This window comes from Mucilaginibacter rigui (assembly GCF_014773275.1).
GTDB classification, from domain to species: domain Bacteria; phylum Bacteroidota; class Bacteroidia; order Sphingobacteriales; family Sphingobacteriaceae; genus Mucilaginibacter; species Mucilaginibacter rigui_A.
Genome location: NZ_JACWMW010000001.1, coordinates 207,680 through 232,363, shown reverse-complemented (window position 1 = coordinate 232,363; position 24,684 = coordinate 207,680). Strand labels below are relative to the sequence as shown.

Genomic DNA, 24,684 nt, shown 5'->3' with positions numbered 1-24,684 from the left:
TATATTAAAGCAAATAATGTATTTGCGAAATTAATAAAATAGAGAGGACTTTACTTTTTTATAGTAATAACTTAAGAAACATTTACATATGCAAATACGTAAACAGCACTTATAACCTATCCCCTATTGCAATATTGTTATTATATTGAACTTTTAAAGGGATAACTATAAGGAAAAAATCTACGAGGTATATTAATGAAGGTTAAAATTGGATGCTTTTTTGCGGCTATCCTGGCAAGCTTATTTAGTTTTTGTTACGCCCAAACAGGCTCTTCTGTTATTCGCGGTAGTGTTTTTATACAAAATAATAAACCGGCCGAAGCTGCAACAGTTGTTTTATTAAACCTGCCCGATTCTACCATCGTTATGTCGGCCTTGGTTAACAACACAGGCGCCTACCAGTTTACACATATTAACCCGGGCAAATATGTGCTGTTTGCTACCATGCTGGGCAGTAATAAAACTTATTCGCAACCATATAATGTTGCAAGCGGCCAAACCATAAATATTACTGCAATAACCTTAGCGGCCCTAAATACCGAATTAAAAGAAGTTGCCATAATAGGCCGCAGGCCATATATAGAGGTGAGGCCCGATAAAACCATTATAAACCCCGCAGCCAGCATTATTGCCGACGGGCAATCGGTATTAGAGGTTTTAAGGCAATCGCCAGGTGTGCGTGTTGATAATAATGATAATGTAAGCATTAGTGGCAGGCAGGATGCCTTGGTTTTGATAGACGGCAAAGCCACAAACTTATCCGGCGCAGACCTTTCTACGCTTTTAAAAGGCACACAGGCTGGCAATATCGACCGCATAGAGATATTAAAAAATGGCTCGGCCAAATATGACGCAGCCGCGGGTGGCGTGGTTAATATTGTGTACAAAAAAGGCAAAAACCTGGGTACTAACGGTACCTATAATGCATCGGTGGGGTATGGGCGGTATTACAAAGCAAGTACCGGGGTTTCTTTTAATACGCGTACTAAAGTTTTTAACTTATTTGGTAGTTATAGTATAAACGGCACCAAAACATTTAGGGAAATTCATAATGACAGGGGCATTAGTTACGCAGGTGTACAAAGCAGTTACTCCAGTATCTATAAAAACATACAAGAATCACAAGTTCATAACTTTAGGCTGGGTACTGATTTCTTTTTATCCGCAAACCAGAGCATTGGCTTTTTAGTAAGCGGTATAGTTAATAATAACGATTTTGATAAGAATAACACGCTAAAAATAGCAAACCGGGGAGTACTCGATTCAATTATTGTGGCCAATTCAACTATTGACAGGAACATCTCTAATATAAATTACAATGTTAATTATACCGGTAAGCTTGATAAAACAGGCCGTACAATAACGGCTAATATTACACACACACGTGCTAAACGCCAATCGGCTGAATATATAACTAATGAGTTTTTTGATGATGCGGGTGCTGTTTACCGTGACCCGCTGCTGCTGCAAAATATATCGCCTACAAAAACTAACAATTGGACAGCTTTATTGGAATACAGCAACCCGCTGCCAAAAAGCTCGAAATTTGATGCCGGGTTAAAATTTAGCCGCACGCAAACAGATAATAACTTTGTTTTTGGCCCGCAGGTAAATGGCGTATACACTATTAACCCTGCTTTTAGCAATCGATTTTTGTTCATCGAAAGCATTGCAGCAGCTTATGCTGATTATAACGGCAAATTTGGCAAATTTGACCTTGACGCCGGTTTACGCGGCGAATACACCGATAATAAAGGCACTTCGGTCACTACTAATTTAGTAACCCCACATAAATATTTTAACCTGTTCCCTACGATATTGCTTAATTACCGCTATAACGATAAAAATGAATATGCCCTATCATTTACCCGCGGCATCAACAGGCCAAGTTATGATAAGCTTAATCCCTTTATTTACTTTGTAGACCTTTATAATTACCAGGCGGGTAACCCTTATCTGCAACCTCAATACAATAATAAAATAAGTTTAAGCCACACTTATAACCGCGAAATTACAACCAGCTTATATGCAAATTTAAGTACAGGCGCAACCTTCCCTTTTTACCAGCAGAACGATGCCTCAAAAATAAGCCTCACTACCGAAGTTAACCTTGGCCGGGCTTATACTTATGGTATCAATATAAATGCACCGCTACAATTCACCGAATGGTGGACAAGCAACTATGATATTGACGCATCCTATCAGCGGTACATTGCCTATGCACGGTACGGCAATCTTAACAAAGGTACCGGGGATCTGATCATTTCTTCGGCACAGGATTTTAAGATAAGCAAAACTATTGCCGCGCAATTATCCGGAAAATATGAAACTGCTACATTTTACGGCATCAATCAGTACAGGCCAACTTTTATGGCAAACGCCGGTATAAGTAAGGATATATTTCATAAGCTGGGGAAACTGAGTATTACCGCTAACGATATTTTTAAAACCTATAAGGATAGGATATACACTAATTATCAAAACCTAAACTTGCGCCTGGTTGACTTAAGGGAATACAGGAAGATAAATATAAATTTCAGCTACCGTTTTGGCCGCGCAACAGTTAAGGGCGCCGCCGGCCACGTTACCGGTAACGAAGATGTACAGAGCCGCATGAGCATAAAATAACAGCAATTCAATTAAAGAAATTCCACTTTCTCTTCCGGATATTTCCCCTTTATACGGGTAACAAAAAAATTCCCAAGCGATTGGCTGTTCACAAACTTTTTATAGGCTGCAGGCTTAAAGTTAAAATATTGCCATACGCCGCCATTATCCCTAAATTCCAGTTCGAGGATGTGCCTTTCAGCATCGTAACCAATACTTTGTAAAGCCGATGAATTTACTGCCCGCCTGCGCATATTAATACAGCAATACAGAGCCAAAATGGTTTTTAAAAATTATCCGGCATGGCCGCTTAAGGCGCTGATAATAATAATAAGCAGTACAATAAAGGTAATGCCTGTGTACAGGTGGTCCTTTTCGAGAATGAACCCTACAGCGCTAAATATTACACGGATGATAGGAGTTGCTATAAGCAGAATGATACCGGCCTGTATAATAGCCCTGCCCCTTAAATGCACAATGCCATTTATAATGCCGCCTGCGCTGTGCACAAAATCGGGCACACCCTTAAACTGGTGGTAGTTGGCTATAGTATGGCCATGGCGGTACAGGTAAATTACACCACCAATAAAAACAATAGTCATAGATATAAAAACACCGGCACGCAGCACCCATCCTATCACCGCCTGCATGTCTTTATCTTTAAAACTGTTCTTTATCATTGAGTATTTAGGTCATCAAGTTTGGTTTTACTCAATAACAAAGCCGAAAATAATGCTTAAAAAATAGCCTGCCAACTTTAATGTTAACCTATATATTATATAGACTTTGTTGAAACTAATCTATTAGCGTTAATGTCTAAGCAGTTTTTACTATTTTCGCAACCTTATACGTTAAATAAACAAATGGACTATCAATTTAAAGATATAGAGCAGAAGTGGCAGCAGTTTTGGGCTGATAATAAAACCTTTAAAGCCGAAAACACAACCAGTAAACCCAAGTATTATGTACTGGATATGTTCCCCTACCCATCGGGTGCGGGCTTGCATGTGGGCCATCCGCTGGGCTACATCGCTTCTGATATTTTTGCGCGTTATAAACGTTTAAAAGGCTTTAACGTATTGCACCCAATGGGCTACGATAGCTTTGGTTTACCAGCCGAACAATATGCCATACAAACCGGGCAGCACCCATCGGTTACCACCGAAGCAAATATCGCAACTTACCGACGCCAGTTAGACCAGATAGGTTTCTCGTTCGATTGGGACCGCGAAGTACGCACCAGCTCGCCCGATTATTATAAATGGACGCAGTGGATATTTATGCAACTGTTTAACAGTTGGTATAACAAGGATGCTGACAAAGCCGAAAGCATTACCAAATTGGTTGAACATTTTGAGAGTAAAGGCTCGGCCGGCATTAATGCAGTAAGCGACGAAGAAGTTTTAAGCTTTACTGCTGATGAATGGAAAGCGCTAAACGAGCAGGACAAACAAGCCGAACTGTTAAAATACCGCCTTACCTATCTGCGCGAAAGTACCGTTAACTGGTGCGCCGCTTTAGGTACCGTATTGGCGAACGACGAGGTAAAAGACGGTTTTAGCGAGCGCGGCGGTTACCCTGTTGAGCAAAAGAAAATGATGCAGTGGAGTATGCGCATTACCGCCTATGCCCAGCGTTTGCTTGAAGGTTTGGATACCATTGACTGGCCCGAGCCGCTAAAAGAAATGCAGCGCAACTGGATAGGCAAGAGCGTTGGGGCAAGTGTTAGGTTCCCGTTGGATAAAACTACTCACCTTTCACAACTCACTACAAACTACATCGAAGTTTTCACAACCCGCGTTGATACCATTTTTGGTGTAAGCTTTTTGGTGATAGCGCCCGAGCATGAACTGGTTGCGGAATTGACTACGCCAGCGCAAAAGGCCGATATTGATGCCTACATTACCCAAACCAAAAAGAAAAGCGAGCTTGACCGTATGGCTGATACCAAAACCGTATCGGGTGCTTTTACGGGCAGCTATGTAACCAATCCGCTTAATGGCGCGCAGATCCCGGTGTGGATTGCCGACTACGTTTTGGCCGGTTACGGTACAGGCGCAGTAATGGCCGTGCCATCAGGCGATCAGCGCGATTATTTGTTTGCCAGGCATTTTAACCTGCCGATCATCCCGATCATCGACATACAAAATATTGAGGTTGAAGCCGACCCAACCAAGGAAGGCAAATACATCAACAGCGATTTTATAAATGGCTTGGGTTACAAAGAAGCAACAGCAGCTGTTGTTGCCAAACTGGAAGAACTCGGTTTGGGTAAAGCCAAGGTGAACTTCAGGATGCGCGATGCCATTTTTGGCCGCCAGCGTTACTGGGGCGAGCCTGTACCGGTTTACTTTAAAGGCGGTTTACCTTATTTAATTGAGGAAGAACACCTTCCCTTATTATTGCCCGAAATTGACAAGTACCTGCCAACCGAAAGCGGCGAACCGCCATTAGGCCGCGCTACCGGTTGGAAACACGAGCATGGCGAATACGAACTAAGCACTATGCCGGGTTGGGCGGGCAGCAGTTGGTACTGGTACCGTTATATGGATGCGCATAACAACAAAGAGTTTGCATCGCGCGAAGCGATAGAATACTGGAAAGATGTTGACCTGTACATTGGCGGCAGCGAACATGCTACCGGCCACTTGCTGTACAGCCGTTTCTGGAACAAATTTTTGAAGGATATTGGTAAAGTGGTTGAGGAAGAGCCTTTCAAAAAGCTGATCAACCAAGGGATGATACAAGGGCGCAGTAATTTTGTGTACCGTTTGATTGATGATGAAGGCAAAGGCACAAACACGTTTGTATCGCATGGTTTGATAAAGGAATATAAAACATCGCCATTACATGTGGATGTTAATATTGTAGAAAATGAGGTGCTTAATCTCAATAAATTTAAAGCTTGGAGACCTGAATTTGCAGAGGCTGAGTTTATCTTAGAAAATGGCAAATACATCTGCGGGGTTGAGATCGAAAAAATGTCAAAACGTTATTATAACGTTGTAAACCCGGACGATTTGGCTCAACGTTACGGTGCGGATACCCTGCGCATGTACGAGATGTTCTTAGGCCCATTAGAGCAAAGTAAACCATGGAACACCAACGGTATTGAAGGTGTGTTCAAATTCCTGCGTAAATTCTGGAAGCTGTTCCATGATGCTGATTTTAACTTTAACGTGAGCAACGATGCGCCAACTAAAGCAGAACTAAAATCATTGCACAAGATCATCCAGAAGGTAGAGCAGGATATCGAGCGTTTCTCGTTCAATACATCCGTATCAAGCTTTATGATAGCCGTGAATGAACTAACCGACCTGAAGTGCAACAAACGCGCTATACTGCAGGAGTTGGTTATTACCCTTGCCCCTTACGCGCCGCACATCAGCGAGGAACTTTGGGTTTTACTCGGTAACCCGGCGGGCAGTATATCTACCGCGGCCTACCCTAAATTTAACCCGGCGTACCTGGTTGAGGATGAGTTTAGTTACCCGGTATCATTCAACGGAAAAATGAAAACAAACGTTAGCCTTTCATTAACCATGGAAGCTGCTGATATAGAAGCCGCCATTTTAGCCAATGCCGATGTACAAAAATACCTTGACGGCAAAACGCCCAAAAAAGTAATTGTGGTTAAAGGCCGCATTGTAAACATCGTTATTTAGCCAAATAAGCACGTATATGCCCCCTGTAAGTTTGCTTAACAGCAAGTTTACAGGGGCTTTTTATTACATCCTTAGTGTAACATGTACATTACACTTCTATATTATTTACATAAAACAGATAAGTGCCTGTAACATTTTAGGCAATTTCGCCTCAAATACCAAAAACGCTCAAAATAGTTCCAATTATGAAACGAATATTTTTACTTATAATAGTTATTTGTGCTGCAATAACGGCAAAAGCTCAGCTACCTGTAAGCGGTGGTTCAAGCATCGTCGGCAAAATCTCGGGTACAGTTGTAGATTCGCTTACAAAAAAACCGGTAGATTATGCCACTATCAGCATCTTCAAAAGCGGTGCTAAGACCCCTATTAATGGTGTGTTAACCGACGAGAAGGGTAACTTCAGGATCGATAACCTGCGTGCGGGTAAATATAAGATCACGGTATCTTTTATAGGCTACCCAACAAAAACTTACGACCCTATTGAAACAACTGCGTCGAAACCAGACAACAATATGGGCACATTGGTTATTTCGCCAAGTGCAAAAGCTTTAAAAGAAGTTCAGATAGTTGGCCAGGCGCCGCTTATCGAAAACAAGATCGACAAGATAGTTTACAACGCCGAAAAAGACCTTACCGCCGCAGGTGGTAACGCTACTGACGTATTACAAAAAGTACCGTTGGTATCGGTAGATATGAACGGTAATGTGGCGATCCGTGGCGATGGTAACGTAAGGGTACTGATAAACGGTAAACCATCAGGTGCAACATCTGCAAGCTTAAGCGATGTGTTAAAAACCATCCCAGCCGATCAGATCAAAAGCATTGAAGTGGTAACCTCTCCATCTGCAAAATATGATGCGGAAGGTTCGGCCGGTATCATTAACATCATCACCAAAACCAAAAATGCATCGGGCATAAGCGGTTCTGTTAGCGGTGGTGTAGGTACACGCCAAAACAATGGTAACATGAACCTGAACTATAACAAAAACAGGTTTAATTTTTCGGCTAACTTAGGTGGTAACCTTACCTGGCCGCAAACCATGACAACTGATTTCCAACAGACTATAAACACAAGTGCTGCAAACCAGTTTAACCACAATAAAACCAGCAGCGAAACTAAACGCCATGGCGCAAGGGGTACATTGACTGCTGGTTATGAGTTTAACGGCTTTAACAGTATTAATAGTACACTTGCGTTAAACGATGGCGGTTTTAACACCAATGGCGGCGGTACCTACAGTATAACGGATTATAATGACCCAACTAAAAGCCTTGAATACTTTGGAAGAAACACAAATAAAAATAAGTTTTCCGGGTTTGATTGGAATATAGATTACACGCACAAGTTTAAAAAAGAAGGCCATGAGATCACCGTATCGGGACAGTGGAGCCATAGTATCATCAATACAGATTATACCAACTTATTTACCGCCAAACAACCAAGCCAATTGGCTAGCAATAATGGTAAAAACAATGAGTATACCGCGCAGGCAGATTACACACTGCCTATCAGCAAAACATTAAAGCTTGAAGCCGGTGGTAAAACCATACAAAGGCGTATAAACAGTGTTTACGATATATATTCTGTAGATTCACTTGGCAACAACCGTACTTTAGATACTGAAAATTCTAACCTTTATAACTATAACCAGAATGTATATGCAGGGTATAGCGTATTTACCATTACTTTACCAAAAAACTATTCGGTATTGGCTGGTTTTAGGTATGAGAACACTCAGATAACAGGCGATCCTAAAACGCCATATGCAAGCGGAGAAAATCAGCAGGTATTAAGTCCTTTTAGCGCAAGCTACAATACGTACGTACCAAGTTTAACCGTACAAAAAGTTTTTGGTTCAAATACTTTCAAATTATCATACAGCAAACGCATTACGAGACCATCCTTGCAGGTATTAAACCCTTTCATCAACAGGACCAATATACAGGCGCAATCGGTAGGTAACCCTAACCTGGCACCAGAGGTATCACAAACTGTTGAATTGAATTTCAACACCTTCATCAAATCTTCGGTATTGAACTTTTCGGTTTATTACAAAAGAACTAACGACCTGATTGAAGGTTTGGCGAGCCCAATAACTGAGATAGTAGGAGACAGCACTGTAACAGGTACCCGTACCTTACAACGTAACGCAGCGTTAAATAATTCATGGGGTGCAAGCTTCTTCGGTTCTATAAACCCAATTAAGCCTTTAACCATTCGTGGTAGCGTAAACGTATTTACTTATAATCCTACTGTATATGCTCAATATGCTAACTTCATAAACACAGATGCAATAAAAACCCAATTACAATACACCATGTTCGGCAGTGCGCAATACTTATTCCCAAAAGACTTTATATTTGAAGCTTTCGGGTTTATTAACTCGCCGCGCCGTACCATACAAGGCAGCAGCCCGTCATTTGGTATTTATGCCTTTGGTGTGAAGAAACAATTCATGAACAAAAAGGCATCTATCGGTTTCAACACTGTACAACCCTTTGCGGTTAACAAAGCGTTCAACCAAAATATATCAAGCCCGGGTTTCACTCAGATTTCGAAAACACAGTTCCCTTTCCAATCATTTGGTTTAACGTTTAGCTACAGTTTTGGTAAAATAAGCTTTAAAGCACCTAACCCAACCCAGAAGAAAAAAGGTATTAACAACGATGATCAGATACAAGGTGGTGACCAAACCGGCGGTGGCGCACCTGTAGGCGGACGTTAATAAATTAGCCTAATAATCAATAAACACATATAAACAAGAAAGCCCCTTCATTATGAAGGGGCTTTCTTGTTTAAAATTGTATTATAAGACTACGCGTGTTCTAAAAGCGGATCTTGATTACCATCGATAGTGGTATCCACCTCTTTCTTGTGATCGAGCGTAAAAGAAAGAGCGACCTTAACAAATTCATTTAACGTGATATTATGGATTGCTGCGAAAAGAGCAGCCTCTTTGTGAAGTGTAGATGGCACCCGAACATTAAATGTTCCTTTATAGGTTTTATCCGGAGATTTACCTACTTCTGTACATGTATCTAAATAATCTTCTATGGCTTCTTCAAATGAAGTTTTAAGTTCTTTAACAGATTCCCCCTCAAAACTTACTAAATCATTTATACCTAAAACTTTACCATAGAAAACTTCATCAACAGCACTAAATTGTACCGATGCATAATAGTTTTTATATTGTAAGATGTCATTCATTTTGTATGTGACCCTTTTCTTTTAAATGAGCAATAACTTCTTTTATTGCATAACTTTTAACAACATTGGCAGGGTGTGGTTTATGAAGCGTGATGATGTTTTTATTGCCATCAATAAACCTTCTTCTTGAACCACCGGTTTTCCCACCCATTAGCTCCTCATAGCCATAAAATGCTACAACTTTACATAATTCATCCCAGGTAAAATCCTTGGGAACAGCTAACAGTCGACTGATTAGTTTGTCTTGTTTGGTCATTAGTTGATGACTTTAAATTTCTAATTAACTTTCTCATTGTCTTTTAAGATGTGGTGTTATACTACTCCAATCGACCTCGCGTCATTCTAACAGTATATATTACAAATATAACAAAAGTTTTATTTGTAACTAAATTTCAGTTGCAAATAAAAAGAATATAATACCAACAAAAAAGCCGGTCAATTACTTGACCGGCTTGTATTTATGCTATTTTTAAGCTTATTTCTTTGGTAAGTATTTAAAGTTTTTACCGATGAAACGGGCTGAATCACCAAGTTCTTCTTCTATACGAAGCAATTGGTTGTATTTAGCGATCCTGTCTGAACGTGAAGCCGAACCGGTTTTGATCTGGCCACAGTTTAAGGCCACAGCAAGATCAGCGATGGTAACGTCCTCAGTTTCGCCGCTACGATGGCTCATTACTGATGTATAACCATTTGTTTGCGCTAAAGTAACCGCGTTAATGGTTTCGGTTAATGAACCTATCTGGTTAACTTTTACCAGGATAGAGTTTGCGGTATCGTTATCAATACCTTGTTGTAAACGTTTTACATTGGTTACAAATAAATCATCACCTACTAGCTGTACTTTATCACCAATTTTTTCGGTCAATAATTTCCAGCCGGCCCAGTCATCCTCAGCCATACCATCTTCAATAGAAATAATAGGGTATTTTGCAGCTAACTCAGCAAGGTAATCTGCCTGTTGTTCGCTGGTGCGGATAGCGCCTTTTTCACCTTCAAATTTGGTATAATCGTATTTACCATCTTTATAAAATTCAGAAGCAGCACAGTCAAACGCAAGGAATATATCTACACCCGGTTTGTAACCAGCTTTTTCAATAGCTTTAAGGATGGTTTCAACGCCATCTTCGGTACCTTCAAAGGTTGGTGCAAAACCACCTTCGTCACCTACTGCTGTAGATAAACCGCGGTCATGTAAGATCTTTTTAAGGTTGTGGAATACTTCGGTACCCCAGCGTAATGCTTCAGAGAATGAAGAAGCACCAGCAGGCATGATCATGAACTCCTGGAAAGCGATAGGCGCATCAGAGTGCGAACCACCGTTAACAATGTTCATCATCGGGATAGGAAGGGTATTTGCATTAACACCGCCAATGTAGCGGTATAGCGGCTGGCGGCTCTCCTGTGCTGCAGCTTTAGCAACCGCTAAAGAAACACCAAGGATTGCGTTAGCACCCAGTTTACCTTTATTTTCTGTACCATCAAGCTCAATCATCAGGCTATCGATAGAATTTTGCTCAAATACATCAATACCTTTAAGTTCGGCAGCAATTATCTCGTTTACGTTGGCAACAGCCTTTAAAACGCCTTTACCCATATAAGTGGCTTTGTCGTTATCGCGAAGCTCAACAGCCTCGTGAATACCGGTTGAAGCACCAGAAGGTACCGCAGCACGACCAAGAACACCATTTTCTGTAATTACGTCTACTTCTATTGTAGGGTTTCCACGCGAATCAAGTATCTGGCGTGCATGAACATCAATTATTAAGCTCATAGTTTTTTATTGTCGGATTTTTTTTGAATTAAATACTATACTAATCTGGTCGGCTAAGTTAAGCGCAAAAACAGGAAATAACAACGCAAATTTTGCATTTGTAATGATTATTAATGGTTTGTTAACATACAGTTGCTATTTAAACCATCCGCTTATCCAAACCATGCAACAGATAAGCAATAAATCAATCGCTTGTTGTTGGCAAGTGTTCGCGCTCAACACTATTTTTACGGTTTATACGATACATTAACATAAGCAACATATTATTTTTGGCGCTGCTTGCTGAGGCTGTGTAATTTCGCTGGTTTATCCAGCCTGCCTGCAATATCCATTTTTTATCTATCTGATAACCTAATGCGGCTGATATGCGGTTGCGCTCAAAATTGGGGGCTTTATTATTAAAGAATACCTCATCAAATATAGATAGGAACCAGGTTTTGGCAACTATCTTGGTATTATTAAGCGGTATAAACATATTTAACCTGTAACGGAAACGATTGCGGTAATCGCCATTTACCCAGCGCTGCTCAACGCGATAGCGATGTTCAAATTTCAAGGGGGTAAGGAACTGATTTACCGTCATTTGTTCCCAAACCCTAAACTCATTTGTGTTTGGGCCGGCGTCTACATTAAAATAATCATATGTATGATAGGTACCCGACCCCAACAAAGCTGTAAAATTTTTATCCAGATCATAGCTTACACCTGCCTTATACTCGTAATACTGAAACTGGCTGAAGCCTGCGCCATTACTTCGAATCTGCAATTCGGTATAGCCGCCCCAACGGTGTACACTGTCTCCGGGCATTAATACTGTTGCAATACCCCAGGTACCTGTTTTCGAATCCTGTGCGTTAACTTTTGATGAACATACGGTTAACACAATAAACAATAAGGTTATTTTAATAATGTTTTTTAACATTTACTTAATATTATTTTAATGCAAATGTATTTCCTGATTGTTACCTGTATATTAAGTTAGCAAGTGTTAATATTATTATAATGTTAATTATTGTGCTTTGTGTTAATTTAATGTTAAGTTTTACAAACAAAAAAAGAGACGCGAAGTATCGCGTCTCTACATATTTCCTTGTCTTTATTCTTGGCTCTAAGTGTCTTGTATCTCTTCCCCTACTCCCATTTAAAGGTTTTTACCGCTACCGCATAAATACCGATCCCCCATATCAGCAGGATGAATAGCTGATGGGTAACATCGCCAAGGCCCGCGCCTTCAAAAGCTACCTTGCGCATGGCGTTGTTTAAATGTGTTAACGGCAATGCATTGCTAACGTACTGCAGCCAGGTTGGGAACGCCGTAATAGAAAAGAACGTGCCCGATAGCAGGAACTGCGGCAGCGTAATAATATTTGATAACGGCGGCACCGTACTCTCGTTTTTGGCAATGCCGGATATAGTAAACCCAAAGCCCATAAATATAATAAGCCCGATGGCACAAAGCACCAGCATATTCAGCACCGTGACCACCCCATGGATCAGGGTAAAGCCAAAGGCATAATGCCCTACCATAATAATGAATAGTGCGCCTAATAATGAGAATACAATACGGGCAATGGCCTCCCCTAAAACAATACTGTACCTCTTTACCGGTGTGGCAAAAAAACGTTTAATAACCAGCGTTAACCGCAACCCTATAAACACGAAAGCTGTACCAAACACCCCGCTGCTTAACAGCGAGAATCCCAATTGCCCCGGCAGTATAAAATCGATGTATTTATATTCGCGGCCGGTAACAATGGTTTCTTTCAGTTCAACAGGTGAAAATACTCCAAGTTTACCGTCTACCTGTTTTTGAAAAACTTCATTTATCTGATAAATTATATTAGACAGTACCGATTTTAAAATAGACCCTTTTTGAGATGAACTTGTGTATTGTACGTCAATTGCAAAAGGAGATTTTTGTGGGCGCCCTGCTGAAGGGGGATAAATAGTCCAGCCGTTGTTACCATCGGTTTTAATATTTATGATCGCATCCAAACTCCCTTTTGAGAGGTTTTGTTTCATTTCTTCAGCAGTTTGATCGGTCACCAGATTTACTATCGTAGTTTTTTGGATGGCCTTGTAGATAATACTTAAGGTGTCAGTTCCTTTCACAACGCCTACATCAACCTTTACTCCGCCACCGCCAATATTGGCAAACACCAGTATAAATATCAGCGGGAAGGCCAAACTAAACACCACCGCCGAAGGGCTGCGTAAAATAGACCGGAAACTGGCCTTGGCAATAGCCAGGGTTGCGCGTGTATTACTATATTTCATATTGAAAAGTCATTGTGTCATTAGGTTATTGAGTCATTTTTTTGAGGTTGCAAACTGCTAACTATCAACTGCAAACTCTTGCTCCCTCTTCAGGGGGTTGGGAGGCTAACTCTCCCGCCACTCCTTGCCGGTAAGGTTGATAAATACATCCTCCAGGTTGGCGCCTTTGGTTTGCTTGGCGCGTTCAAAACCGGTGGCCACCAGTTGGTCAATAAAATGATCGGGGGTATCAATACCGATGATGTGGCCGCCGTCAACAAAGGCTACGCGGTCACATAGCACCTCGGCTTCGTCCATATAGTGAGTGGTGATCACCACGGTGGTGCCCGTATCGCGTATCTCGCGGATCAGGTCCCAAAGGTTACGGCGTGCTTGCGGGTCGAGGCCGGTTGTAGGCTCATCCAGGAAAATGATCCGGGGGTTATTTATCAATGTGGTGGCGATAGAGAAACGTTGCTTTTGGCCGCCGGATAGGTCTTTATATTTGGCTTTGGCCTTGTCTGTAAGTGCAACCTTCTCCAGCATTTCCGTAGGCGATTTATCAATACCATATAAGCCCGAGAACAAAACGATCAGTTCGGCAAGGTTAAGGTTGGGGTAATAGCCCGCTGCCTGTAGTTGTACACCAATGCGTTTCTTAATATTGTCGGCATCGGTTTCAATATCAAAACCATCCACTGTAACCTCACCCGATGTTTTATTGCGCAGGGTTTCAATAATTTCGAGTGTAGTGGTTTTGCCGGCACCATTAGGACCAAGCAGGCCGAAGATCTCGCCCTCGTAAACTTCAAAGCTAATGCCCTTAACCGCCTCGAAATCGCCGTAATTTTTTACAAGGTTTTTAACCGTGATAATAGGTTTGTTTGCCATGTTGTAAATATGCAAGGTATTTAATTAAAACACAATGTCCCATCGGCAAACAGTCGTATATTTCCGGTAAGCACATTTAATCACTAAACTTTTAAATTATTACTTTAGCGACCAAACCCTTATTACATGAGAAAATTGTTTTTAATACTTGCCATTGGTTTGGTTTCATGTAAACAGAACATCGATAAAACAAAAAAAAACACGGATCATTCTGTTGCTGAAAAAAAATTTCAAAGCGATACGTCACCCTACATATCGTTTCCTTATAACGTCGAAGTGTTTGACTGGAAAAGTTTTGAAAAACAAAATAACGAACTTAAAAACCGATTTATGCAATCCCCTCCCGCTGAGTTAAAAGATGCTTACGAGTATTACAAAGGGGAATCTTCCAGTATGGCTGATCTGCAAAAGGCATTACATATTTATGATATTGATGCTGACGGCACAGATGATATTATTTTTGAAGGGCAAAGTGGTGGCGAACCATTAGAAACTGCGTTGATACTAAATACCAAACAAGGCCTAAAAGTAGTTTTCAATACCCTTCAAACCGTAAAAGGCATTACATTAGATAAAGATAAAAGGATAAGTAAGTTATATATTAAAGACCCTGGTTGCTGTGCCGAATATATTGAATTTAATAAAGTTTATGATGTTATTTACACAACCGGGCAGCCAAAGGTAAAACTGCAATACTTATCAGCCAACCATGTAAGCACGTATTTCCCAGAAAAATATCTTTCCCGACCTATAAACTTTGAAGTGCTTAACGATAATTATAAATTACGGATAAAACCAATTGTGGATGATAAATCACAAATGACACTTGATGGCGAGCCTCACAATGGCAATGATGTGGCGCTTCTTAAAAAAGGAACACAAGGTAAAGCTTTTGCAACCACTACCGACCAAACCGGCCGCGAATGGTGGTTAGTACAAATAGATCCTAAATTCACTGTTAATAAAGGCTTTTTCCACGAAAGTGAAGATAGTACTCTTCGGGCCTGCAAAATTGGCTGGATAAGTAGCCGTTTTATAAAAAAGCTTTAATAAGATACTTACTCTAATAAGTTGCTCCTGAAGCCAGCCCTTAGAAGATCAATCCACCTATTAAACCAATAATAACAATGGCTTTTGCAACAAAAGCGGCAATAACAGTAAGTACAGGTAGTGTGAGTAAAGTTGTCATGATTGTTTAGTTTTAACACTACAAATGTGTATCAAAACCAAACTTTTTAACAGGGTTTTTAGGTGAATGAATACAAATTGTCGGTAAATGTATTCTTACAGGCAATAAGCATCGGTAAAATACCGATGGCGATTTTCACCGCTTATTCGCTCTCTACATTTATACCAATTTGCTTAAGCAGCAGCGATGCATTAAATGTTTTGCATTCGCCATGTTTTATTTTATAATCGAAAAGCATTTCGCCTTTTAACACCTGTATATCAAAATAGTAGTTGCGTACGTAAGCCGGGTACTTGTCTTCCAGGCGGGCAATCTGCAAATCGTGCGTGGCCACCATCCCTACCCCTTTTTTGCTGATAAGCTGCTCAATCACCGCTTTACTACCCAGGTATTTATCCATGGAATTTGTACCGCGCAGCATCTCGTCTATCAAAAAGAAAACACGGTGTTCATGTTCAACAGCAGCCAGCAGCATTTGCAGGCGGTCAAGCTCGGCCTTAAAGGTTGATGTGCTTTCGTTCAGCGAATCTTTTATACGCATGTAGCTCACTATCGTGATAACAGAAACCTCCATTGCCGCCGCGCAAACTTTCGCACCGGCCAGCGCCAGCACGGTATTAATGCCAATGGTACGCAAAAAGGTGCTTTTACCGGCCATATTGCTACCTGTGATGATATCTATGCTGTAGGCGTCTTTTAAGTCGTAATCATTATCAACACGCTTACCGCGGATAAGCGGGTGTGCAATGTTTTTAGCAATTACCGTATATCCTTCGGTATCTGCAATAACCGGGTATGTCCATTCCGGGTAGTTGATGGATGGTACGGCAATACTCATTAAAGCCTCAAATTCGGCTATCACATCAAAAGCTTCTTCAAAATTATGGCGGTTGTTACGTTTCCATTTTTCGATCAGGATGATCTGCTTCAACGCCCATAAAAAAAACACGTTCAGTATAAACCCTACTATCATGATAAGGCTATAACTCAACTTATTGATGAGTTTTGATAATTCCTCTATATTTTTTGAAGTTTGGTTTACGCGAAGTTTCTCATTCAGTTTCGCACATTTTTCTGACTGCCACTGGTTACTTTCTATCGCCTTAAATACAATGGCGTAGTTGGTCAGCACGCTGCCAATTTTATCGGCAACGGCACCTGCTTTTAATATATAGCTCCCTTTTGAGAGCAGTATCAAGGTATTAAAAAATGCTATCGCGACAGCAATAAGTACAAAAAGAGGGTAGAAGAATACCCCGGCCAATATTGTACCGAATAACAAATAGGGTGCTATTTTAATATATGCGCTTAACCATTTCTCGCCGGATAACTCCAACGGAACGCCCAAATAAACAAACAGGCGTTTCATTTGGTCGGTATCTTCTTTGGTAGCAAACAATAGCTTGGTTTGGGTATTAACCTTCCAATCGTTATTGGCGGCTATTTCTTTTACCGCCTCCTGGCGGGATAATATGGTTGGCTTATCAGCCGGCGCGTTTAGCCATGCTGCCAGTTTATCGTTGCCGGCAGATGTTGCCGCCCTGTTGATAAGGTTATAAAGCGATGCATTACCGAATATATCCAGGTCGGAGCTATAAAAATGTTTCTCGTTGCTATACTGCTGCCCGCTATTGTACAGGTTGGTATTGGTTTGCAAACTATTAAGCTCGTTAAGGTTGATGCGTTCCAGATCGAGGTAATAATTGCGCTGTCGTTCGTACTCGCCCTGCCGTGCAACCAGCCATGCAAAACCGGCAAGCAGTATCACAAAGCCAACAGCCATAATGGTAAAATTATCCTGCTGTATAGTAAGGTAAACCGAAAAAATCATGAGCCCGAAAATGCCCAAACGCAGCAGCGAATAGGTATTGGCCAGTTTTTTATATTTATCGGCCTCTTGCTTTGCCAGCTCAGCGGCCCGGGTGTAGTTGCTTATGATATCTTGTTGCACAGTTTTTATAATAGTACTTTTGCCATCCATGTTACAATAATAAGATAACATTTTGGCTTAAATAGTTACAGGCATTAATGAAGATAACTTTTATAACCGTTGGCAAAACCGAAGATGCTTATTTAAAGGATGGCATTGAGAAATATGTAAAGCGCCTAAAGCATTACACCAAGCTGGAAATGACCGACATCCCCGAGCTGAAAAACACCAAAGCACTTACCGAAGACCAGCAAAAAACCAAAGAGGCAGAGCTGATACTTAAAAAAATAACTCCGCAAGACCACGTGATACTACTTGATGAGAACGGCATGGAGTTTACCTCGGTACAGTTTGCAAATTATATTAACAAGCGTTCGGTATCATCATCGGCTAATTTGATATTTATTGTTGGTGGCCCCTACGGGTTCGACCAATCTGTTTACCAGCGCGCAAATGACAAGATATCCCTTAGCCGCATGACCTTCTCACACCAAATGGTACGGCTATTTTTTGTAGAGCAGCTATATCGTGCCTACAGCATTATTAAAGGCGAGCCCTACCATCATCAATAAACCGGGATTTAGCAGATTTTTACGATTGACAGGATTTAAATAAATAGTGAACGAGCGTGGCCTGACAGAAAAGCGGGCCAAAGGTAAATGCCTGTGGGGAGAAGCTTTTTTCTGTCTTGATTTTTTGTTACTTTTTCATCAAGGAAAAAGTAATAGGCCTCTGCGGCTATGAGCAGACTGACGTTCATTAAAGCTCAATGCTTTCATTACCTTCTTACAAAGACCGCTTCGTATAAAACAGGCATCGATTTAATTGCATTGCATACAAGATTTCTCCTCGTACCTCGTTCGAAATGACATGGATTTTTACCTAACTTTACCGCCATGGCTCACGATCATTCACATCACCACCACGACCACGCACCCAAATTAGACCACCTGAACGCGGCCTTTATTTGGGGCATTGTACTCAACTCTGCTTTTGTTGTTATCGAGGTGATTTACGGGCTTATCAGCGGCTCATTATCGCTGTTAACTGATGCCGGGCATAATTTAAGCGATGTGGCATCACTGGCGCTGGCACTGCTGGCCTTTAAACTGGCAAAAGCAAAATCAAACAAGGATTATACTTACGGCTATAAACGCTCTACCATTATTGTCTCGTTTTTTAACGCCATGATACTGATAGTTGCCGTAGGTTTTATTGTTTACGAGGCCGTAATGCGCTTTATACACCCGGAGCCTGTTGCCGGTGCAACCGTTGCCTGGGTAGCTTTCGCCGGTATAGCTGTTAACGGATTTACCGCGTGGCTGTTTATAAAAGATAAAGATACCGACCTGAACGTAAAAGGTGCTTACCTGCACATGGCGGTTGATGCTATTGTATCGCTGGGTGTAGTAGTATCGGGTATTATCATCTACTTTACGCACCTTACCTGGGTAGACAGCGCCGTGAGTATCATTATTGGCATTGTGATATTAACCGGTACCTGGAATTTGCTTAAAGACAGCCTGCGACTGGAAATGGATGGTGTACCAAAAGAAATGGATCTTAAAAAAATAAAGGCCGAACTAATAAAAGCCGAAGGTGTGGTTGATATTCATCACATGCACGTTTGGGCCTTAAGTACTACCGAAAATGCCCTTACAGCCCACCTTGTAGTAAGCCCGGATAACATACAAAAGTTTGACGCGATAAAGCACGATCTGCGCCACAGGCTGGAGCACCTATCCATTAATCACAGCACTTTTGAGCCAGAGTTTAGTAATGAAAAGTGCGGACAACCTGATTGTTAATACATTAATGAATGCCCCGCTATGAGCACAACCAACCGACGCAAATTTATAACAACCGCAGCTACCGTTGCCGCAGGCACAGTTGTTGCATCAGCAATGCCATCTATTATAGCAACTAAAACCATGACAAACAGATATCCAATTGTGCACCACGCGCTTTTCTGGTTAAAAAACCCCGATTCGAAAGAAGACCGGGATAAGTTGGTAGCCGGCGTAAAAGCACTCGGTAAAATAGAGACCATAAAAGAACTGCACGTAGGCATAGTAGCCAGCACCGAAAAACGCGATGTGGTTGATAACAGCTGGGGAGTATCAGAAGTAATGTTCTTTGCCGATCTTGAAGGGCAGGCCACCTATCAAAACCACCCCATCCATCAGGAATTTATTAAAAAACACAGCCATCTTTGGGAAAAGGTTGTGGTATATGATGCGATAGACGCGTAACCGCGATTAAGCGGATTTATACGATTAACAGATTTCACCATACGCACATAACCGATTTGTCATGGTGAGCCTGTCGAACCATTAGCAAAGCGTACAGGTCTTCGACAAGCTCAGGCTGACAAACTTACAAATACAAAAAAAGCCCCGATAGATAACCTACCGGGGCTTTGATATTTAGCAGCATAAAAGCTTACGCTTTTTTAGCCGGTGTCTTTTTAGCTTTTGCTTTTGGGGCTTCGGCAGCAGGTGCTTCTTCTTTTACAGGTTCGGCAGCGGGCGCTTCCTCAGCAACCGGTGCAGTTGCAGGCGCTTCGTTAAATAACGGAAGTTCCTTTAGTATCAAAAACCAGCTGATGATCTTTTTTATATCTGATGAATATACTTTCTCCTCGTCGTGATCTGCAGCCACGGTAAAGAAAAACTCGCGCAACTTTTTGCCGTCATCTTTTGGGTTTGGCACACTTTCAGCAGCTTTCATGCGCTCCAGCACATCAATCAATTTAATATCATCTTCCAACCCAAAAATGGTTATCTCGTTCAATGCCGCCAGTTTTGCGGTTGATAAGTTGGCTATCAGCTTTGTTTTTTGCGCATCAAGGCTTTCTAATACATAACCTGTTTTGTTTTGGGCAAGCGCCCTCCATAAACCCGGTTTGCCCGATACTGCAACAATTCCCTGTAAATTCATTTGTTTAGTTGATTGGTTGATTAAGTTGACTGGTGAATAGTTTTCTTTCAACTATTCACCAGTCAACCACTCACTATTATCTATTCTTCTATTATTTCTATTCCTAAAATTTTATCGCCCTGGCGAATATCGTCAACCACATCAACATTTTCAACCACCTTACCAAATACGGTGTGGTTACGGTCTAAATGCGCGGTATTATCGCGGCTGTGGCAGATAAAAAATTGCGAGCTGCCGGTGTTGCGGCCTGCGTGTGCCATTGAAAGTACGCCACGGTCGTGGTATTGGTTCTCGCCTGTTAGTTCACAGTCGATACGTTTGCCAGAACCACCTGCGCCTGTGCCGGTTGGGTCGCCACCTTGTACCACAAAATTAGGTATAACACGGTGAAACGTTACGTTATCGTAAAAACCTGATTTAGCTAAACCTAAAAAGTTTGCTACAGTGTTTGGCGCATCTTTGTCAAAAAATTGAACGGTCATGTCGCCTTTTTCGGTTTTAATAATTGCTTTGCTCATTTGTTTTAATTTTAAACAGGTGGCAAAGGTAAGTATTTGAGTGGAAAGGGAGAAATGGTGAGTGGTTGATTAAGTGGGTAGTGAGTGGTTTTATTTCGTTATTCAAAATTTAGTACTTGGTGTTTGATATTATCGAGTCATTTATAGCGTTGCCTGCGGCCCGGGCTGTACGCTCATACTGCACAGGCCTTAGTCACGGGCCGGTATCCGCTGCCATCCTAACGCAAAGGGGGCTGGATGGTTAAGGTAAACGTTTAAGCCATAAGTATTGATCGGGATGTACGCGATTATTAAATGTATTAGTTTTACATACCTTTATTAAAATCTAAGTTGACATGGAAGATCTTATTACGAAAGCTCTAAATCAATATTTTTCTGATTTTAAACAATATCACCTTTTAATATTAATACTATTCACCATAGTAATAGCCGTATTACAAATAACACAAGCTATTTGGGTATCAGGTAGAATTGAACGTTTTAAAACCGAACTTAAAAAGAGCGAAATTAAGTTTTCGAGATTTAATGAATTGCAAGTTGAGGCCCTCCACAATATTTATCATAAGTTAGTGAATTTTAACTACGCAAATTCGAACTTGTTTTATAATGCATATGATAAAAACAATCATAATAAATATAAAGAACGGATTCAGCTTTGGGTTAAATCGTATATTGAATGTATCAATGAGTTTAGCAAAGAAAAAATTCTGCTAAGTGAGGAAACAAAGGCACTTGTTAAAAAAACCTTGATTGACTTTAACAAAGTTAAGGACGCGATTTTAAAAGAAGATGAAGATTTAAACAATGTAGAAGAAGCAGAAAACGGTGTTTGGGAGTTAATTTATGATTATAACGATCAAGAACTCGAAATAATAAATAAAAGGATTGAACAAATAAAATTAAATGATTTTGTAAAAAAATCTGAAGAAAACATAAAAGCTCTAAGGGAGGATATTGAGAATCATTTCTCTAAAATGACTTAACAATACCATTTTCAATTAATCGTTACATTTGGTAGCATACACATGAGCAAATCTATTAAACACCTTTTAGCTTTCACCTTTTTCATTTTACCCCTCCTCACAAGGGCGGCCTCTATTCTTATCCCTATGGATGATGAGCAAAAGGATCACCTAAAATCGTATGGGATAGCTTTCTGGACGTTGAAGAACGGCCAAACGGTTGACTGGCTACTTAACTACCGGGGCGGCAGTTTTATGATGAAATACGACCAAAAACTGGAAGAGGAATGTAAGGTACGTGGGGTAAGCTACCTGGTTTTGGCCGATGCAAAAGCCAATGAGATACTGACCGAAGTAAGCGACCCATCTGTAAACATGGACATGGTAAAGCTGGAGAAAGCACCGAAAATGGCCGTATACTCACCCAAAAACAAACTGCCCTGGGATGATGCCGTTACCCTGGTTTTAAAATATGCCGAAATCCCATACGATGTTATTTACGACGAGGAGGTTATCCGTGGCGACCTGCCTAAGTACGACTGGCTGCACATGCACCACGAAGATTTTACCGGGCAGTTCAGCAAATTTTACGGAGCTTACCGTTACGCGCAATGGTATGTAGATGATGTAAAAGGCCAGCAGGCTATGGCTGCCAAACTGGGTTTTAAAAAGGTATCGCAAATGAAGCTGGCCGTGGTGCAGCACATCCGCGATTTTTGCGCCGGTGGCGGCTTTTTGTTTGCTATGTGCAGTGGCACCGACACCTTCGATATTGCATTGGCTGCATCGAACACCGATATTGTAGAAAGCATGTTTGACGGCGACCCTGCCGACCCGGATGCACAACAGAAACTTGATTTTACGCAAACCTTCGCCTTTCAAAATTTCACACTGGATGAGAACCCAACATCGCACCAGTTTAGCAATATTGATGTTACCCCAGTAAGACAGGTTGAGCGCACACGCGATTTTTTCACCCTGTTTGATTTTTCGGCCAAATGGGATGTGGTGCCCAGCATGCTTACGCAGGATCATGATAAGGTTATAAAAGGCTTTATGGGCTTAACAACCGCCTACAACAAAAGCAAACTTAAACCCGGCGTTACCATTATGGGCGAAATGAAAACCGCCAACGAAGCCCGCTACATACACGGTGAGTTTGGTAAAGGCCAATGGACTTTTTATGGCGGCCACGACCCCGAAGATTACCAGCATGCCGTTGGCGACCCGCCTACCGATCTGAAACTGCACCCAAACTCGCCCGGCTACCGGCTGATACTGAACAATGTGCTGTTTCCCGCTGCTAAAAAGAAAAAACAGAAAACCTAAGCTACAGTGCGATACTTATCAATAAATCGCTTTATGCATTTTAAGCTGTAAATTGTTGCACGGCAAAATTGCCATATTGCTTAATGCACCATCACGCTTCATCATACCATTTACAACGACCCATTTTGTTGCCACTTTTATTATTATTTTTTGTAACATAATTCAAAATCTAATACTAACGGTGTATTAATTAAAATTTATAAGTGGAAAACAACACGGCCCGGTTTATACAATTAATTGAAAAGCACAAAGCAATGCTTTTTAAGATATGCCGTATTTACCAGGATGATGAGGCAGACCGGGACGACTTAATGCAGGAAATGATACTACAGCTTTGGCTGGCCTTTGATTCTTTTGAGGGGAAAAGCAAATTCAGCACCTGGATGTACCGGGTGGCGCTAAACACAGCGATAATGTTTTTCAAAAAACAAAAAAGAAGGCCCGATAGTGAACAATTGCCCGACAATCTCGACCACTTAGAAGCACAAGTTACAGATACCGAAAAAGACGAACAACTCGCTCTGTTTTACAAAGCGATACAACAGCTTAACAAAGTTGAAAAAGCGCTGATATTTTTATATATGGAAGATCAGTCTTATGAAGGAATTGCTCTTAATCTTGGCATTAGCGAAATTAATGTAAGGGTGCGCCTAAATCGCACTAAAAACAAACTTAAAGGAATAATAAAAAGCATGAATTATGAATATAGATGATTTAAAAGATGCATGGAAAAATGAGGAGCCCGGCTTTGTTCATTTGCACATAGATGATGCGATGAGGGGTAAAACCTTTTCTGCAGTAAACAGTATTCGTAAAAATATGAAAACGGAGTTTATAGGCACGTTGCTTTCATACCTTATCTTTATCTGGTTCTTATTTTTCAGGCAAACCGACCCTTTCCTTTTTAATATTACCAGCCTGTTATTTTTCACCATGGTGTTATTAAATACTTATTACTTTTTTAAGTTCTATGTTTTTTACCGCTCTATAAGCAGGTATACCTCGAACCTGAAAAATAGCATTAGTAAAGTAGCCTACGAATTAGAACTTAATATAGAAATATACAAAGCGTACAACTTTTGCATAACACCCATTGCTATAATGGTGGCCATTGGCATACTGTGTGGCAAAGAAGCATCAAAGTATATTTTACAGGGCTTAACCGGTTCGCATAACATTACTGCACATCTATTAATTATGCTCGGTATACTATTTATTAGTTTTGCAGGCACCTATATTTTTATAAACCTGCATGTTAAGTATAAGTATGGTAAATACCTTAAAGAAGTTAAATCGATCATCAATGACCTGGGGGAAGACGCTGATTAAAACAAACTATGTATTAACAGAGATTAACAAAAACAGAAGCCATCAACATTATTAGTTGATGGCTTCTGTTTTTGCCTGTTTTT

23 protein-coding genes are annotated in these 24,684 nt (G+C 40.9%); 11 read left to right on the top strand and 12 right to left on the bottom strand.

The features are described 5' to 3' along the window. The first annotated feature begins 195 nt into the window (after positions 1-195). Positions 196-2,628 (top strand): outer membrane beta-barrel protein, encoded by a 2,433-nt coding sequence (locus IDJ75_RS01015; protein WP_191173760.1) that lies wholly within the window; start codon positions 196-198, stop codon positions 2,626-2,628. Positions 2,629-2,639: 11 nt separating this feature from the next. On the opposite strand, the gene IDJ75_RS01010 is transcribed toward IDJ75_RS01015, so the two are convergent. Both IDJ75_RS01010 and IDJ75_RS01005 read right to left on the bottom strand, forming a co-directional pair. Next, positions 2,640-2,861, bottom strand: a complete 222-nt coding sequence (locus tag IDJ75_RS01010) for a KTSC domain-containing protein (RefSeq protein WP_191173759.1) — start codon at positions 2,859-2,861, stop codon at positions 2,640-2,642. Positions 2,862-2,900: 39 nt separating this feature from the next. Then, positions 2,901-3,287 carry a DUF1634 domain-containing protein gene (locus IDJ75_RS01005; protein ID WP_191173758.1) on the bottom strand — a complete coding sequence of 129 codons (387 nt, stop codon included), beginning with the start codon at positions 3,285-3,287 and terminating at the stop codon, positions 2,901-2,903. Positions 3,288-3,470: 183 nt separating this feature from the next. On the opposite strand from IDJ75_RS01005, the gene leuS reads away from it, so the two are divergent. Together leuS and IDJ75_RS00995 are read left to right on the top strand one after the other, a co-directional pair. Continuing rightward, positions 3,471-6,272, top strand: a complete 2,802-nt coding sequence (leuS, locus tag IDJ75_RS01000) for a leucine--tRNA ligase (protein ID WP_191173757.1) — start codon at positions 3,471-3,473, stop codon at positions 6,270-6,272. Between the two features lie 185 nt (positions 6,273-6,457). Next, entirely contained in the window at positions 6,458-9,001 is a 2,544-nt protein-coding gene (locus IDJ75_RS00995) for an outer membrane beta-barrel family protein (RefSeq protein ID WP_191173756.1), read from the top strand. An 89-nt stretch (positions 9,002-9,090) separates the two neighbouring features. Here the strand turns inward: IDJ75_RS00995 and IDJ75_RS00990 are convergent, their stop codons facing one another. The 6 genes from IDJ75_RS00990 to IDJ75_RS00965 form a co-directional block, all read right to left on the bottom strand. Further along, complete coding sequence (locus IDJ75_RS00990; RefSeq protein ID WP_191173755.1) at positions 9,091-9,483, bottom strand: type II toxin-antitoxin system HicB family antitoxin; 393 nt, start codon at positions 9,481-9,483, stop codon at positions 9,091-9,093. Further along, a complete protein-coding gene (locus tag IDJ75_RS00985; protein ID WP_191173754.1) occupies positions 9,476-9,739 on the bottom strand; it encodes a type II toxin-antitoxin system HicA family toxin in 264 nt (87 codons plus the stop codon). Before IDJ75_RS00985 ends, IDJ75_RS00990 begins: the two co-directional genes overlap by 8 nt. 219 nt (positions 9,740-9,958) lie before the next feature. After that, complete coding sequence (eno, locus tag IDJ75_RS00980; protein ID WP_191173753.1) at positions 9,959-11,257, bottom strand: phosphopyruvate hydratase; 1,299 nt, start codon at positions 11,255-11,257, stop codon at positions 9,959-9,961. A 184-nt stretch (positions 11,258-11,441) separates the two neighbouring features. After that, positions 11,442-12,179 carry a DUF2490 domain-containing protein gene (locus IDJ75_RS00975; RefSeq protein ID WP_191173752.1) on the bottom strand — a complete coding sequence of 246 codons (738 nt, stop codon included), beginning with the start codon at positions 12,177-12,179 and terminating at the stop codon, positions 11,442-11,444. Positions 12,180-12,388: 209 nt separating this feature from the next. After that, positions 12,389-13,534: an ABC transporter permease gene (locus IDJ75_RS00970; RefSeq protein ID WP_191173751.1), complete on the bottom strand. Its 1,146-nt coding sequence runs from the start codon at positions 13,532-13,534 to the stop codon at positions 12,389-12,391. 105 nt (positions 13,535-13,639) lie between these two features. Further along, entirely contained in the window at positions 13,640-14,404 is a 765-nt protein-coding gene (locus IDJ75_RS00965; RefSeq protein ID WP_191173750.1) for an ABC transporter ATP-binding protein, read from the bottom strand. A gap of 126 nt (positions 14,405-14,530) precedes the next feature. Here IDJ75_RS00965 and IDJ75_RS00960 point away from each other — a divergent pair, with 126 nt between their 5' ends. Further along, complete coding sequence (locus IDJ75_RS00960; protein WP_191173749.1) at positions 14,531-15,454, top strand: hypothetical protein; 924 nt, start codon at positions 14,531-14,533, stop codon at positions 15,452-15,454. Positions 15,455-15,735: 281 nt separating this feature from the next. Here IDJ75_RS00960 and IDJ75_RS21360 read toward each other — a convergent pair whose 3' ends face one another. Further along, on the bottom strand, positions 15,736-17,544 hold the full coding sequence (locus IDJ75_RS21360; RefSeq protein WP_191173748.1) for a MutS-related protein: 1,809 nt from the start codon (positions 17,542-17,544) through the stop codon (positions 15,736-15,738). A 77-nt stretch (positions 17,545-17,621) separates the two neighbouring features. On the opposite strand from IDJ75_RS21360, the gene rlmH reads away from it, so the two are divergent. The 3 genes from rlmH (at position 17,622) to IDJ75_RS00940 (ending at position 19,775) form a co-directional block, all read left to right on the top strand. Further along, complete coding sequence (gene rlmH, locus IDJ75_RS00950) at positions 17,622-18,095, top strand: 23S rRNA (pseudouridine(1915)-N(3))-methyltransferase RlmH (protein ID WP_191173747.1); 474 nt, start codon at positions 17,622-17,624, stop codon at positions 18,093-18,095. Positions 18,096-18,419: 324 nt separating this feature from the next. Next, positions 18,420-19,331 carry a cation diffusion facilitator family transporter gene (locus IDJ75_RS00945; RefSeq protein WP_191173746.1) on the top strand — a complete coding sequence of 304 codons (912 nt, stop codon included), beginning with the start codon at positions 18,420-18,422 and terminating at the stop codon, positions 19,329-19,331. A gap of 21 nt (positions 19,332-19,352) precedes the next feature. Next, on the top strand, positions 19,353-19,775 hold the full coding sequence (locus IDJ75_RS00940; protein WP_191173745.1) for a Dabb family protein: 423 nt from the start codon (positions 19,353-19,355) through the stop codon (positions 19,773-19,775). A gap of 190 nt (positions 19,776-19,965) precedes the next feature. Here IDJ75_RS00940 and IDJ75_RS00935 read toward each other — a convergent pair whose 3' ends face one another. Both IDJ75_RS00935 and IDJ75_RS00930 read right to left on the bottom strand, forming a co-directional pair. Continuing rightward, positions 19,966-20,463: a DUF5606 family protein gene (locus tag IDJ75_RS00935; RefSeq protein WP_191173744.1), complete on the bottom strand. Its 498-nt coding sequence runs from the start codon at positions 20,461-20,463 to the stop codon at positions 19,966-19,968. Between the two features lie 80 nt (positions 20,464-20,543). Next, on the bottom strand, positions 20,544-20,981 hold the full coding sequence (locus tag IDJ75_RS00930; RefSeq protein ID WP_191173743.1) for a peptidylprolyl isomerase: 438 nt from the start codon (positions 20,979-20,981) through the stop codon (positions 20,544-20,546). Between the two features lie 335 nt (positions 20,982-21,316). Here IDJ75_RS00930 and IDJ75_RS00925 point away from each other — a divergent pair, with 335 nt between their 5' ends. Next, complete coding sequence (locus IDJ75_RS00925) at positions 21,317-21,964, top strand: hypothetical protein (protein WP_191173742.1); 648 nt, start codon at positions 21,317-21,319, stop codon at positions 21,962-21,964. Positions 21,965-22,090: 126 nt separating this feature from the next. After that, a complete protein-coding gene (locus IDJ75_RS00920; RefSeq protein ID WP_191174858.1) occupies positions 22,091-23,272 on the top strand; it encodes an asparagine synthetase B in 1,182 nt (393 codons plus the stop codon). Between the two features lie 18 nt (positions 23,273-23,290). On the opposite strand, the gene IDJ75_RS00915 is transcribed toward IDJ75_RS00920, so the two are convergent. Further along, positions 23,291-23,431 (bottom strand): hypothetical protein, encoded by a 141-nt coding sequence (locus IDJ75_RS00915; RefSeq protein ID WP_191173741.1) that lies wholly within the window; start codon positions 23,429-23,431, stop codon positions 23,291-23,293. A gap of 44 nt (positions 23,432-23,475) precedes the next feature. On the opposite strand from IDJ75_RS00915, the gene IDJ75_RS00910 reads away from it, so the two are divergent. Together IDJ75_RS00910 and IDJ75_RS00905 are read left to right on the top strand one after the other, a co-directional pair. Next, the gene (locus tag IDJ75_RS00910) at positions 23,476-23,985 is read left to right on the top strand and encodes an RNA polymerase sigma factor (RefSeq protein WP_191173740.1); all 510 of its coding nucleotides are present in this window, start codon (positions 23,476-23,478) and stop codon (positions 23,983-23,985) included. Next, a complete protein-coding gene (locus IDJ75_RS00905) occupies positions 23,972-24,601 on the top strand; it encodes a hypothetical protein (RefSeq protein ID WP_191173739.1) in 630 nt (209 codons plus the stop codon). Before IDJ75_RS00910 ends, IDJ75_RS00905 begins: the two co-directional genes overlap by 14 nt. The last annotated feature ends 83 nt before the right edge of the window (positions 24,602-24,684 follow it).